Source organism: Paenibacillus suaedae, assembly GCF_032337355.1.
Taxonomy (GTDB): Bacteria; Bacillota; Bacilli; order Paenibacillales; family Paenibacillaceae; genus Paenibacillus_B; species Paenibacillus_B suaedae.
Window position 1 is genome coordinate 431,191 of record NZ_JAVYAA010000001.1, and the last position, 13,457, is coordinate 444,647.

A 13,457-nucleotide genomic window follows, 5' to 3' on the forward strand; every position below is an offset into this window, starting at 1 on the left:
CAGAATGAAGGAGAAGTGGGATGCAGCCATATCGAGAGGGCAACTGTACCTTTACATCTGGACATATTGCAGGAGTAGATATTCGCTGGGAGGATGCTCTCATCGCTGTTGAGCTGCCACAGGCAGCGCCGATATGGAGCAGTGCTGTATATCATGGAGGGCAATGGACGGGCAATCGCATCTTGAATCAGATGGTTCATTATCAGTTCAATTGTGCAGATCCGATAGAGTACCTTCGTTTGACATGTGTAGAGAAGGGGTACGCTCCGGAGCAGACAGTTGGGCTTATGACCGCTGCTAAGGTGAGCCATGCATCTGTTGCTGAGCAGGATGCGGATGAATGCTCGCTTCTGTGCGTGACGACTGCCGGAACGTCTAATGCGGCTCGCGCAGGGATGCCGCGGCGCGTATTCTCAGCTTATGAACCATTGAAGCCAGGGACGATTAATTCCATTCTTATTATGGATGGCAAATTGTCTGATGCCGCGGTATGGAATGTGTTCATGACGGCAACGGAGGCCAAATGTGCGGCTCTGTCTGATCTGGGCATCTTGGATTCAGAGACGGGGCGCATTGCCACGGGGACGACGACAGATGCAATTGCATTTGCCGTGATAGATACTGGTCGATATGAACCTGTGCATTGCTATGCAGGGACAGCGACCACATTGGGTCATGCGGTCGGACAACTCGTGTATACTACCGTATATGAGTCCGTCAAGACTCAGCATGAAGCATGACCGCTAACAGAGAAGAACAATCTACTAGGGTGGTAGACATATGACAGCAGCGCTCATCATAATAGCAGCATACATATGGGATCGGATTGTAGGCGATCCTCGGGCTATCCCGCATCCAGTCGTTGGGATTGGCAAAGGAATAAGCAGAGTAGAACGTGTTATACGCAGGATAAGTCCTTCCGAGCAGGCACTCAAGCCGCTAGGCATCCTGCTGCCGATGATCATGGTAGGAGGAGCGTATGCGTCGACTTGGCTTATATTAACAGGACTATATCATGTTCATGAATATGTAGGATGGATTGCCGAGGCATTGCTCATTGGAACGACAATTGCGGCAAAAGGACTGAAGGATGCAGGGATGGCTGTGTATCGGAGGCTGAAGGAGCAGGACTTAGAGGGTGCAAGGCGAGAAGTCGGCATGATTGTCGGCCGCGATACAGAGCAATTGGATGAACCGGAAGTCGTGCGAGCTACCGTCGAGACGGTAGCGGAGAACATTGTTGATGCGGTCATTTCGCCGCTATTCTTCGCACTTATCGGAGGCGCTCCGCTGGCTATGGCATATCGTGCGGTGAATACGCTCGATTCTATGGTCGGCTATAAAAACGAGAAATATCAGAATCTGGGCTGGGCATCTGCCCGCCTCGATGATATCGCCAACTGGATACCAGCACGGATCACTGCTGTGCTCATCACGCTGAGCGCTTGGATTCATCGGTATGATGTACGCAGGGCTTGGTCAATGGCGCTTCGAGATGCAAGCAAGCATCCAAGCCCGAATAGCGGGTGGGCAGAGGCAGCAGCAGCAGGTGCGCTTGGCATCAGGCTTGGTGGTTATAATGTGTATAAAGGAATACGTTCGTTCCGCGCTTATATGGGGGATATGAAGCAGCCTCTGCAAGCAGAGCATGTGCCTGCGGTATGCAGGCTGCTCGTAAGCAGCTCGACAGTCTTTGTTATTCTGGCAGGCCTGCTCCTATATGTGCGCGGAGGATGGCTTCTGTAGACGAATGGCGGATGAAGGAGTACAAATGGGATGACACGGACAACTAAATGGAATGCTCCCGTTATTCATCGGAACCGGCGTCGTTCAGGAGCATCGAAAAACAACAGGAAACGATTATTAATGACAAGACATATGTTACGAAAAAAGAGTCAAGCAAGCGGCAAAATTGTGCGCTTCGCACTTGTTCGTCATGGCTTGACGCAAGAGAATACGGAGCGGCGATATATTAGCTATTCAGATGTACCGCTATTGCCGGATTCAACAGAAGAGCTCCGAGCTCTTCGCCGAACATTGGCGCATCCATCACCGCTGCTATACACGAGCGATATGCGCCGCTGTCGCGACACGCTCGCTTATTTGCGTCCGCGTGACAGCATCCAAGCTGTGGAGGACACAAGGCTGCGAGAATATGACTTCGGTATGTGGGAAGGGTTAACCTACAATGACTTGAAGGAAGATCCACAGTATCGAAGATGGCTTGACGATTCATCAGCCATCCAGCCGCCGCGAGGGGAACCGTGGCAGACCTTCTGTACGCGAACGGCGCATGTATGGTGGGAAGTGCTGCGCAATGCGCGTGATTCCTTCATCAGCAGTGAAAATCACATGGAACGGCAAGAGAGCGCTATCCGTCGTCGGCCGTACCATGCTTCGCCGCTGCCACGTGGACGTGTGCTGCGGAGCAAGACAAGCCGGATGCAGAGACAGTCATATGGAAGCGGGCTTAGTCCGCGGCCAGATGTTGTCATCGTTACACACGGTGGTGTCGTTCGTCGCTTATACACGCTGGCTTTCCCAAGGAAGTCATTCTGGGAAGCCGCTGCGCCAATTGGTGGCGGTGTTATGATTACGGCGAAGCGATGTGCCCGCAAATGGAAGTTCTTGCGAGCAGAACGGCTTCCCAGCAGATGATGACGTTTGTGTGTCAAAGCAGGTTCATTGGATGCACGCAATGATGTAATCTATTGCAACGCAGGGGCTTTTCCCCTATAATCAATTATCGAGTTTAGCACTTGGATGACGAAATGTATTCCATATTGAATAATCGTGATACTTCAGGTCCTTGGATATGTATGCGGTACGGATCCATACGCGTTGTTCGGTAAGAGACACCGTTGTATTGTATGGCCGATGCATATTCGAGGTTAATAGGGAAGCCGGTGTGAACCCGGCGCGGTCCCGCCACTGTGAATGGAGTGTTGCGCTCATGATGCCACTGTCGGATTCATTAGTGTGTGCTGTATGTACCGCTATGGATGGGAAGGCGAGCTGCAACGTATTCTCCTAAGTCAGGAAACCTGCCTGAAGATGGACGAGCTGTATCCTTCGCGGAGAGGATCACGTCATTGGCGTAATGCATCAGGCAACATGGCAGCGCAGCTGCTTGCTTCCTGCTTCTAGGTGTCTGTTGAATATTGCGATAGATGACTTTGTGTTCCCCCGGATCGAAGGATCGGGGGTTTTTGCTGTATTTGGAAATGATTTCACATCCCATCAAGCACTTCGTTTGTACAAGGTAAACTGCAGTTCAATGCAATTGCACAGCACGAATGTATATCACAAATTCAGTCACAGTAGGATTTACAGCTCAGGTATATGCAAGTGCTCATTGACAACTGATACCGAATGGGGATGTACATACATTCTTACGGCAAGTACAGCTTGCAGTGCATTATCGTTCGCATGGCGAAGGATGGAACCGCTTTACACCTGCACGGGTAGTACATGGTTAGAGACTAGGAAGAATGACGCGAGGGAGAGATTCTGACATGAACAAATGGCTGAACAAATCGGTAGCGGTGCTATTGGCGCTTATGCTTACAGTAGGACTGGCGGCTTGCGGCAATAAAGATGCGGCTAAGCCTGCTGAGAATAATACTGCACAGCAAGAGTCCAATGGCAATGGGGCTACAGAACAACCGAAGCAGGATGATCTAAAAACGACGTATCCACTGACTGTTAAGGATGCGACGGGTGAGGAGTTCACATTCGACAAAGCGCCAGAACGTATTATATCCGTGTCCCCAGCTGAGACAGAGTCCTTGTTCGCGCTTGGATTGGATGCACAAATCGTTGGGGTGTCTGATTTTGACGACTATCCAGAGGCAGCGAAGTCCAAAGAGAAAATGGGCGGCATTACGAAGCCGAATGAAGAGGCAATCATTAAAGCTAAGCCGGACATCGTATTCACAGGTATCTCCATGAAGGAGCCCGTCGTGAAGAAGTTCCGTGAACTGGGCATTAAAATATTCAAGGTTGAGCCAAAAACGTACGATGATGTGATTAAGAACATTGAATTGTATGGTCAAATTACGGATCAGCAAGCTAAGGCGAAGACGATTGTTGACAACATGAAACAAGTGCGTGAAGATGTGAAGTCGGCCGTTCAAAGTGCGGAGAAGAAAAAGGTGTATATTGAATTCTCCCCAGGCTGGACAGTAGGCAGCGGCGAGTTCATGAACGAACTGATTGAAGTGGCAGGCGGCACGAACGTTGCGGCTGATTCAGCTGGCTGGATTCAAATTAACGAAGAGAATATTATTAAATCCAATCCGGATGTAATCATGTTCACGCAAGGTGTAGTGGACAAAGAGACGAACAAATCCTTGGAAGAAATTATTCGTGGACGCAGCGGTTGGAACAACATTAATGCAATTAAGAACAATCAAGTAATCGGTGTGGATCAGAACCTGATCAGCCGTCCGGGACCTCGTGTAGCTGAAGGATTGAAGGCAGTTGCGAAGGCGATTCATCCGGACTTGGTAAAATAATCGTCGTGGAGAAATCGATGAATAAAATGGGTTGGTATGGAGGAGCGGGTATTGCGCTTCTCCTTTTGTCCGTTGTAGGATGCCTCGCTGTAGGCTCTGTACAAATGCCAATGGGGGAAATTGCTCAAATTCTGCTTCATCATATTCCAGGGCTGGATCAGTTCATACCGGTGACATGGGATGACGCTTCCGCGCAAATTATGATGAAGGTACGCTTCCCACGAGTTCTATTGGCAATGCTCGTAGGGGCGGCGCTTGGGGTCGCAGGTACTGCATTTCAAGGAGTGCTGCGCAACCCGTTGGCAGATCCGTATACATTAGGGGTATCTTCAGGGGCTTCTGTTGGAGCCGCATTCCTTATTTACTTCGGTTTGCAGTATTCGCTGTTCGGCGAATGGACGATTCCTGTCGTTGCATTCGCTACAGGGGTAGCGACCCTAATGTTCGTCATTAAGCTGGCCAGTGAGCAGGGGAAGATTCCAATCGAGACACTGATCTTATCTGGAGTCGTGATGCAAGCTTTTCTCGGCTCCATCGTCTCCTTTCTTGTAGCCATGACAAATCAGACGATCAATGAGATTTTGTTTTGGGTGATGGGCAGTTTGGCGATGCGAGGCTGGTCTTATACAGTGGTGCTCGCTCCTTATTTGGCAATCGGCATTGTTATTCTTATTGCATATGCAAGACCGCTTAATTTGCTTGCATTAGGTGAGCGACAGGCCTCGCATCTCGGACTTCATGTAGAGCGGACGAAATGGGTAGTGCTGCTGACGGCAACGATGATTACTGCAGCTGCCGTATCTGTATCCGGCGTCATCGGCTTTGTCGGATTAGTCGTTCCGCATCTGCTGCGCTTAATTGTGGGCCCTGATTATCGATATTTGATACCGCTCTCAGCAATTGGTGGGGCGATATATGTGATGTGGGCAGATACGATTGCCCGTACGGCATTCGCACCGACGGAAATCCCGCTCGGGGTTGTAACCGCGTTTCTAGGTGCGCCATTCTTCGCCTACTTGCTTATGCGCAATAAGCGAGCGAAACGGGGGAAATGGTCATGACACAGCGAAGAGAACATTTTCCGGAAGCATATCTGGATCATGCAGAGAGCAGCAAGCTTGCCATTCATATCGAGAAGGGCAACATCATTGAGGTTCAAGGACTGAGCAAGCATTATGGGGAGAAGCATGTATTGCAAGATGTGGATTTCGCTGTGAAGTCTGGAGAGTGGGTTGGCATCATTGGTCCGAACGGCAGTGGCAAGTCCACGCTTCTGTCTTTGTTGTCAGGAGTGGATCGACCTGCTTCTGGTTCTATACAGCTTGCTGGTCAAATGCTGGGTACCTATAAGCGCAGAGCACTATCTCAGATGATGGCAGTGCTGCAGCAGGAAGCGCTTCCGCCACTTGGATTTACGGTGCGCGAAGTGGTTGAGATGGGACGTTTCCCATTTCAATCCTGGCTTGGATCAGAATCTGAGGATAGTGGAGAGATTGTAGACCGGATTATGGAGAAGCTGCAACTGACGGAGCTGGCTGACCATCCACTTGATCGGATTAGCGGCGGGCAGCGCCAACGGACGGCATTGGCCAAGCTAATGGTGCAATCCCCTTCTGTTGTACTGCTGGATGAGCCGACGACGTATTTGGACATTCATTATCAGGTGCAATTTATGGATATTGTTCGGGAGTGGCAGCAGGATTGCGGGTTGACGGTCGTATCCGTGCTCCATGATTTGAATTTGGCTTCTTTATATTGCGATAGGCTTGTTGTCATTCATGGCGGCGGCATTGCTGCTCAAGGCACACCTGAGCAGATCATGACTACGGAGCTGCTGTCACGTATTTTTGCCACAGAGACGACGGTTGTTCCGCATCCCGATACGGGCCGCCCTCAGATTCTTATTCGACCGAAGCTAGGGTTATAGACGGCCCTGGACAGCATAAATTGCTGTCATTTTGCAATAACGCAATTTATAGCATTCCGCTTGAAAATCGATAACGATGAATATAGTGAATGCTGCATGGAACAAGAGTAGATATGAGTCATAGTCAGAAAGAACCACAATCTGTGCACGGATCTAAGATCACAACTAAGAACTGAAAACAATCATTTGCACATTTAAGAACAGAACTACGAACTGAATACAACTTTGTGCACATCTATGAACACAGCTTGTACACATGTAAATCAATTTGACAACGGAGATGAGCAGCATGAATGAACGATTGAATCAACTGATCGCACAAATTAAGCCCTTGGATGAGCAGGCAATCCAATCTGCTATCGAACATCAAAATCAATTGACGAAGCCGCCGGGAAGCTTGGGAGTACTCGAGCAGGTTGCGATTCAAGTTGCAGGTATTACAGGAGAAGTTAAACCGCAATTCGAGAAGAAGGCCGTTATTGTCATGGCTGGCGATCATGGGGTATGTGAGGAAGGTGTTAGCGCATTCCCATCCGAAGTGACGCCGCAGATGGTGTATAACTTCCTCCGTGGCGGAGCTGCGGTCAATGTTCTGTCGCGCGAAGCAGGTGCAGACGTGGTATGTGTCGACATCGGTGTCAATGCGGACTTGGACGATCCGAAGCTTGTATCGCGCAAGGTGCGCAAAGGAACGGCGAATATGGCGAAGGGGCCTGCTATGTCGCGAGAGGAAGCAATCTCTGCGATTCTAGTAGGTGTTGATATTGTGGAGCAGTACGTTCGCGAAGGATATCGCCTGTTCTCGACAGGGGAGATGGGCATTGGAAATACAACGGCGAGCGCTGCGATGCTGTGTGCATTTACTGGAATGGAGCCTGAAGAGGCAGTAGGCCATGGGACAGGCATTGGCGACGCGCAGTGGAAGCATAAATGCAATGTGGTACGGCAAGCGCTTGAAATCAATGCACCGAATCGTGAGGATGCATTGGATGTATTGGCGAAGGTAGGAGGGCTGGAAATTGCCGGTCTTACGGGTGTTATTCTAGCAGCGGCGGCGAATCAGGTTCCGGTTGTGATAGACGGGTTTATCTCCAGTGCGGCTGCTCTGGCTGCTGTACGATTAGCTCCGGCGGTACAGCCTTATCTTATTGGATCGCACTTGTCAGAGGAGCGGGGGCATACAGCGCTGTTGTCTGAGCTCAAGCTGAATCCTTGCTTGCATGTGCAGATGCGTCTTGGCGAAGGGACTGGCGGTGTGCTGATGTTCCAGCTTATTGATGCTGCAGTGCGAATTATGCGAGAGATGGCAACATTCGCAGAGGCAGGTGTAACCAATAAGGAGTAATCGCAGATTGGAATGCCAAGATTATGGTTCCAAATGAATAAGAAACGTAAACAAGCATGACGATTGCATGTATGTATGGTGTCACACGAGTGTGATCAGCTTAGGTATGATGTTAACACAAGGATAATCAATGCAAGTATCTTGAAGCAAGGATGAGTGAGCATGGGGAAAATTGTACTCGTAACAGGCGGAGCACGCAGCGGGAAGAGTACGTTCGCTGAGCGACTATTTATGAAGTTGTCCCCGCAGGGCGGTACCTATGTTGCGACCGCTGAAGCTCATGACGAGGAGATGAAGGAGCGCATCCGGCTGCATCAGGCGAGTCGAGAGGCATCTGGATACGCGTGGAGCACAGTGAACCAGTCGCTGGATCTCCCGGGTTGGCTGAGTGGAGAGGAACAGCCGACAGTGCTCGTTGATTGCTTAACGATCTGGCTGTCCAATGAGCTTCTGCGTGCAGAGCAGGAGGATGAGGAACGGATGGAGGCACAGTTGGAGTGCCGTATTCGCGACATTCTGCATGCGCTTCAAGGTATTCAGCAGCGCGATGGTGTCGTCGTCATGGTAACGAATGAGGTTGGCAGTGGCGTTGTACCAGCCTACAAGCTTGGACGAGTATTCCGTGATGCAGCGGGCCGGCTAAATCAGCGAATAGCTGCACTTGCAGACGAAGTGTATTTGGTTACGGCTGGGATTCCGATAGAGCTCAAGAGCAGGATGGTTGAGCTATGAAGCAATATGTACATGCTTGTATTGCTGCCATGCAGTTCCTGACCCGCATTCCAATCCCGAAGGAAGTACCGTTCACGAATGAGGTGCTGAAGCGCAGCACCTTGTTCTTTCCCGTCGCGGGCGGAATAATTGGATTGATTGTGTGGGGAGCAGGAGCTGGGTTGACATTGCTGCTTCCGACAGGGCCAGCAGCGGCAGTAACGTTGGCGCTTATGCTTCTGCTTACAGGTGGACTGCATATGGACGGACTGATGGATACAGCGGACGGCATATTCAGCAGCCGATCCCGTGAGCGTATGCTGGAGATTATGAAGGACAGCCGTGTTGGGGCGATGGGGGTTATTGCATGCGTCCTGATGCTGCTGCTGAAATGGTCGTTGCTAACCGCATTATTTGACGCGAATGCCTGGAATGTCTGGATCGTCATTCCGTTCATCTGGTCGCGTGCCGCTATGGTATGGGCGATGACCAATGAACCGTATGCACGGGCTGAGTCTGGGTTGGGCAGTTATTTTCAAGGGCTCAACCGGAATCATGTGGCTGCAGCATATGGCTGTGCTTGGCTGCTGACCGCAGTGGCTGTTGGAGCTATGGCGCTTCCGATTCGAATCAGCTATCTGATGACGATGCCAGCGGGGATCATCTCGGGTTGGCCTTGGTGGCTGCTCATTGCTTCGCTGCTGTTAGGAGTTGCAGCGGCATGGGGAGTATCTCGATACCTGTCGAAGAAACTCGGCGGCCTGACAGGTGATACCTATGGCGCGTTGAATGAGTGTACAGAAATGGTGTTCATGCTGCTGCTGGTGCTCTTGTGTGGAATGAAAGGGTGAACGTGATATGGATGAACAGTTAAATAACAACGTTCCTGCTCAAGGAGATAAGGTGTCCTTGACAGCGCTGGCCTCTGTTTCGGCTCAAGAAGAAGCCGGACAGAGGGAAGTCGGGAAGGTAGAGCATGAACGAAGCAAGCCCAGACGCGGACGGACAATTATGCTGCAGGGCACGGCTTCTGATGTGGGCAAAAGTGTTGTGACCACGGCGCTGTGCCGTATCTTGAAGCAGGACGGATATAAGGTGGCGCCGTTCAAGTCGCAAAATATGGCGTTGAATTCTTACGTTACGCCTGATGGCAAGGAGATCGGGCGCGCACAAGGTGTGCAAGCCGAAGCATGCGGGGTAATGGCGACGACGGATATGAATCCAGTGCTGCTGAAGCCCATGCAGGAGATGAGCTCCCAAGTCGTCGTTCACGGCAAGCCTTATCAAAATTTGAGTGCTCGCGATTATCGCTCTAGCTTCCTACCCGAGGCGAAGCGCATCGTCGTTGACGCGGTCAATAGGCTTCGCGATGAGTATGATATTGTCGTCATGGAGGGGGCAGGAAGCCCAGCGGAAATTAATCTCAAGCATAATGATATTGTGAACATGAACATGGCTGCCTGGGCAGATGCTCCAGTTATCCTCGTCGCGGATATTGACCGCGGCGGCGTATTCGCGTTCATCGTCGGGACATTGGAGCTGCTGGAGCCGCATGAGCGAGAACGGGTTCACGGCATCATCATTAATAAATTCCGCGGTGATGTGTCGCTTTTGCAGCCGGGAATCGAATGGCTGGAGGAACGGACAGGCATCCCGGTACTTGGTGTGCTTCCTTACGCCAATGATCTCGATATTGAGGCAGAGGACTCTGTTGCTCTCGAACAGTGGAAAGGCAAGGCAGAACCGGAAAATGATCTGGATATTGCCATAATGGCGTTGCCCCATATCTCGAACTTTACCGATATTGATCCATTAATAGCTGAGCCTGATGTTCGCGTTCGATATGTGAGAAAGCCGGAGGAGCTGGGCAATCCCGATGCAATCGTCATTCCGGGAACCAAAAGTACAATGGCTGATCTAGAGTGGCTGCGCAGCACGGGATTGGCGGAAGCTGTTCAGCACTACGCAGCACAACATCTAGGGGCAGTTGCAGGGATCTGCGGCGGTTATCAGATGCTTGGCCAGCATTTATCTGATCCAGCAGGAGCTGAGGCGGAGGCAGGAGCGACCATGGAGGGATTAGGCTTACTCCCACTGGCTACGGAATTTGCCGCCGAGAAGCGAACTGAGCGGGTATCAGGTGTCGTGAGCGCATCGCAGCTCGTTGGAACACCCATGAACCAAGTTCCCGTTGAAGGATATGAGATTCATATGGGGCGTTCTACGATCACGACACATACATGCACCGGCATTGAAGCTGAGCCCCTATTCAGGCTTGATGGCGATGGGGGAACAGATGGCTGTGTAACGGAATCAGGACGTCTATTTGGAACGTATATGCACGGTGTTTTTCATAATGATGCCTTTCGCAGGGGCTGGTTGAACGGGCTGCGTCTCAAGCAAGGGCTCAACCCTATCCCGACGATACTGAATTATAATGCGAAGCGTGAGGATGCATTTGATCGGCTGGCTGACTTGGTGCGGAGCAACTTGCAGATGGATGTGCTGTATCGTATTCTTCAAGTAGATAAACCAGAGGATAGTGTATAGCTGAGGGATTCGAAGGAGCAATCGGACACAGCAGCAGGAGAAGGATGGGAAAGCACGAATTTGAAATGATTTCCCTATCGCCTTCTGCTCTTGCCTCGACGTACTAAAGACATTACAATCAAGGGAGTTCGGGACATGGTTACCGAGGTCCTTCTTTTTTTGCATAAGGCTACGATGGCTGTTGATTTGTTCATACAATGATTCGAGACATTGTACGGAGCAATTCATGGGAAGGGCGTTTCGAAGCTTCCTTGATAGGGTACTGAATTTATTACGATGCGCTTTATAAGTACTGTACAGGTGCTGCATTGCTTGATGCACTGCTGATGGACATCGGAAGCATGATCCATTGCTGCTGTACAACTGCTTAGCAGGCGAGAGAGGATTTGCGTGTATGCTTACGATACTGATTGCCATTTTCACGATCCAAATCGTATATGTCTCCTTTTTTACGCTGCGGATGATTCTGACGTTGAAGGGGCAGCGCTACTTGGCTGCAACGATCAGTACGGTAGAAATTATTATTTACGTGCTCGGCTTGAATATGGTGCTGAAGTACTTGAACGAGCCAATTAGTCTGATTGTGTATGCCGCTGGTTACGGAATTGGTGTCCTCGTTGGGTCATGGATCGAGGATAAAATTGCGCTTGGGTATGTCGTACTGAAGGTAATTGTCAACAACCCGCACAGTGAGCTTCCGAATCATTTGCGCGATCACGGCTATGGAGTAACGACATGGATCGGCAGCGGCCGAGACGGCGAACGCTTAATGCTCGAAGTGCTGTCACGGCGCAAAAATCGGAATAAGCTCCAGGCTTCAATCCTCGATATGGAGCCGAAGGCTTTTATTATTACATCTGAACCATCACAGCTGCATGGCGGCTTCTGGACAAAGGTGACCCGGCGTTAAGTCGCAGTGTGCCTTTGTCTTTTTTTCTTGGGTACGTATTAACAGTGCTGTTTATTGGCTATATTGGGTATATCGCTTAACACTAATGAAGATAATAAAACCGTCCTTTTTGCGAGGGCGGTTTTTTTGTTGTTTTTACTTATGTGGCAGTGGTTAATGTATACTTATAAGTCTAACTTATATATAGATTTTTCATAGGTCTACATAACAGGAAAATGCATGAAAGTTTACATGAAAAAATATATATGTAATAATAAACATAGTTGTTTTCATCGTTTTCATAACCATGAAATATATTATCTAATCTTATAAAAGAGGTGAGCGATGCATGATTCAATTCCAGCATGTGAATAAGGTGTATGAGGATGGCTTTCAGGCGTTGAAGGACATCAATCTTGAGTTCAAGAAGGGAGAGCTAACCGTTCTTATTGGACCGAGTGGCTGCGGGAAGTCGACCACAATGAAGATGATTAATCGTCTCATGACTCCTTCCAGCGGCACCATTCTCATTGACGGCAAAGACGTGTCGTCGCAGAACCCCGTAGAACTCCGCCGCAACATTGGCTATGTTATTCAAAATATCGGTTTATTTCCCCATATGACGATTGGGAACAACATTGCAGTTGTCCCACGGTTGAATAAGTGGGAGAAAGAGAAGATCGACCCTAGAGTCGACGAACTGATGCGTCTTGTTAATCTAGATCCGGAAATTTACCGCAACCGGTATCCTTCTGAGTTGAGCGGCGGCCAGCAGCAGCGTATAGGTGTGGCGCGCGCTTTTGCAGCAGATCCAGATGTTATCCTGATGGATGAACCGTTCAGTGCGCTTGACCCGATCAGTCGTGAGCAATTGCAGGATGAATTGATTCGGTTGCAGCAGGATTTCAACAAGACCATTATTTTCGTTACACATGATATGGATGAAGCGATCAAAATCGCGGATACCATCGTACTCATGAAAGATGGAGTGGTCGTGCAAACAGGCTCTCCGGAAGCGATTCTCCGGCATCCGGCGAATGATTTCGTTCGTACCTTCATTGGACAGAAGCGTCTCGAGAGCGAGTCACCAATTGAGATTCCTACTGTAGATGAGGTAATGGTGACAACACCAGCGACGGCATTCCCGAACCGCGGTCTTGCTGAAGCGATTAAAATGATGGAGCATCGCAAGGTAGACTCCTTGTTCATCGTAGATCGTGCCAAAAAGCTTCAAGGCATCGTGTCGATCTACAACGTACTCGATCAATACGGCGAGGAAGGCAAGACGGTCAAGGATGTCATGAAACCAATTGGCTATTCGGTACCAGCGGGAACGCCGCTGCCAGATGCCTTGAACATCATGAATGATCATCGCTTGACGAATTTAGCGGTGATCGACAATGCGGGAACCCTTGTAGGACTCATTACGCGGGGGAGCGTCGTCAAGCACTTGTCCGAGGTATATCCAGCTGTCGTCGATAAGCTGGCCAAAGCATATGCGGAGGAGGCGTAACGGAT

At 50.0% G+C, this 13,457-nt stretch carries 12 protein-coding genes and 1 riboswitch; all 12 genes read left to right on the forward strand.

What is annotated here, in order from left to right; all coding sequences use genetic code 11:
• Positions 1–20 precede the first annotated feature (20 nt).
• Positions 21–740, forward strand: coding sequence for an adenosylcobinamide amidohydrolase (locus RQP50_RS01930; protein WP_072727342.1), 720 nt, complete (start codon positions 21–23; stop codon positions 738–740).
• 40 nt (positions 741–780) lie between these two features.
• Positions 781–1,746 (forward strand): adenosylcobinamide-phosphate synthase CbiB, encoded by a 966-nt coding sequence (gene cbiB, locus RQP50_RS01935; RefSeq protein WP_315742811.1) that lies wholly within the window; start codon positions 781–783, stop codon positions 1,744–1,746.
• A gap of 30 nt (positions 1,747–1,776) precedes the next feature.
• Positions 1,777–2,658 carry a histidine phosphatase family protein gene (locus RQP50_RS01940; RefSeq protein WP_315742813.1) on the forward strand — a complete coding sequence of 294 codons (882 nt, stop codon included), beginning with the start codon at positions 1,777–1,779 and terminating at the stop codon, positions 2,656–2,658.
• A gap of 196 nt (positions 2,659–2,854) precedes the next feature.
• Positions 2,855–3,066: riboswitch (cobalamin riboswitch) on the forward strand.
• A gap of 449 nt (positions 3,067–3,515) precedes the next feature.
• Positions 3,516–4,517 (forward strand): ABC transporter substrate-binding protein, encoded by a 1,002-nt coding sequence (locus RQP50_RS01945; RefSeq protein ID WP_315742815.1) that lies wholly within the window; start codon positions 3,516–3,518, stop codon positions 4,515–4,517.
• Positions 4,518–4,534: 17 nt separating this feature from the next.
• Positions 4,535–5,578 (forward strand): FecCD family ABC transporter permease, encoded by a 1,044-nt coding sequence (locus RQP50_RS01950; protein WP_028531710.1) that lies wholly within the window; start codon positions 4,535–4,537, stop codon positions 5,576–5,578.
• Positions 5,575–6,444: an ABC transporter ATP-binding protein gene (locus tag RQP50_RS01955; protein ID WP_315742818.1), complete on the forward strand. Its 870-nt coding sequence runs from the start codon at positions 5,575–5,577 to the stop codon at positions 6,442–6,444. The genes RQP50_RS01950 and RQP50_RS01955 overlap by 4 nt, the downstream gene beginning before the upstream one ends.
• A gap of 289 nt (positions 6,445–6,733) precedes the next feature.
• Positions 6,734–7,789 (forward strand): nicotinate-nucleotide--dimethylbenzimidazole phosphoribosyltransferase, encoded by a 1,056-nt coding sequence (cobT, locus tag RQP50_RS01960; RefSeq protein ID WP_072727339.1) that lies wholly within the window; start codon positions 6,734–6,736, stop codon positions 7,787–7,789.
• Positions 7,790–7,951: 162 nt separating this feature from the next.
• A complete protein-coding gene (gene cobU / locus RQP50_RS01965) occupies positions 7,952–8,521 on the forward strand; it encodes a bifunctional adenosylcobinamide kinase/adenosylcobinamide-phosphate guanylyltransferase (RefSeq protein ID WP_142543879.1) in 570 nt (189 codons plus the stop codon).
• The gene (gene cobS / locus RQP50_RS01970) at positions 8,518–9,351 is read left to right on the forward strand and encodes an adenosylcobinamide-GDP ribazoletransferase (protein WP_315742822.1); all 834 of its coding nucleotides are present in this window, start codon (positions 8,518–8,520) and stop codon (positions 9,349–9,351) included. The genes cobU and cobS overlap by 4 nt, the downstream gene beginning before the upstream one ends.
• 7 nt (positions 9,352–9,358) lie before the next feature.
• A complete protein-coding gene (locus RQP50_RS01975) occupies positions 9,359–11,050 on the forward strand; it encodes a cobyric acid synthase (protein ID WP_394358337.1) in 1,692 nt (563 codons plus the stop codon).
• A 394-nt stretch (positions 11,051–11,444) separates the two neighbouring features.
• On the forward strand, positions 11,445–11,960 hold the full coding sequence (locus tag RQP50_RS01980) for a DUF2179 domain-containing protein (RefSeq protein ID WP_021256341.1): 516 nt from the start codon (positions 11,445–11,447) through the stop codon (positions 11,958–11,960).
• A gap of 328 nt (positions 11,961–12,288) precedes the next feature.
• The gene (locus tag RQP50_RS01985; RefSeq protein WP_021256340.1) at positions 12,289–13,452 is read left to right on the forward strand and encodes an ABC transporter ATP-binding protein; all 1,164 of its coding nucleotides are present in this window, start codon (positions 12,289–12,291) and stop codon (positions 13,450–13,452) included.
• Positions 13,453–13,457 lie beyond the last annotated feature (5 nt).

Excerpts from the sequence above, each read along its gene's own strand:
- RQP50_RS01930 (WP_072727342.1), top strand. The coding sequence starts at position 21 with ATGCAGCCATATCGAGAGGGCAACTGTACCTTTACATCTGGACATATT.
- cbiB (WP_315742811.1), top strand. The coding sequence starts at position 781 with ATGACAGCAGCGCTCATCATAATAGCAGCATACATATGGGATCGGATT.
- RQP50_RS01940 (WP_315742813.1), top strand. The coding sequence starts at position 1,777 with ATGACACGGACAACTAAATGGAATGCTCCCGTTATTCATCGGAACCGG.
- RQP50_RS01945 (WP_315742815.1), top strand. The coding sequence starts at position 3,516 with ATGAACAAATGGCTGAACAAATCGGTAGCGGTGCTATTGGCGCTTATG.
- RQP50_RS01950 (WP_028531710.1), top strand. The coding sequence starts at position 4,535 with ATGAATAAAATGGGTTGGTATGGAGGAGCGGGTATTGCGCTTCTCCTT.
- RQP50_RS01955 (WP_315742818.1), top strand. The coding sequence starts at position 5,575 with ATGACACAGCGAAGAGAACATTTTCCGGAAGCATATCTGGATCATGCA.
- cobT (WP_072727339.1), top strand. The coding sequence starts at position 6,734 with ATGAATGAACGATTGAATCAACTGATCGCACAAATTAAGCCCTTGGAT.
- cobU (WP_142543879.1), top strand. The coding sequence starts at position 7,952 with ATGGGGAAAATTGTACTCGTAACAGGCGGAGCACGCAGCGGGAAGAGT.
- cobS (WP_315742822.1), top strand. The coding sequence starts at position 8,518 with ATGAAGCAATATGTACATGCTTGTATTGCTGCCATGCAGTTCCTGACC.
- RQP50_RS01975 (WP_394358337.1), top strand. The coding sequence starts at position 9,359 with ATGGATGAACAGTTAAATAACAACGTTCCTGCTCAAGGAGATAAGGTG.
- RQP50_RS01980 (WP_021256341.1), top strand. The coding sequence starts at position 11,445 with ATGCTTACGATACTGATTGCCATTTTCACGATCCAAATCGTATATGTC.
- RQP50_RS01985 (WP_021256340.1), top strand. The coding sequence starts at position 12,289 with ATGATTCAATTCCAGCATGTGAATAAGGTGTATGAGGATGGCTTTCAG.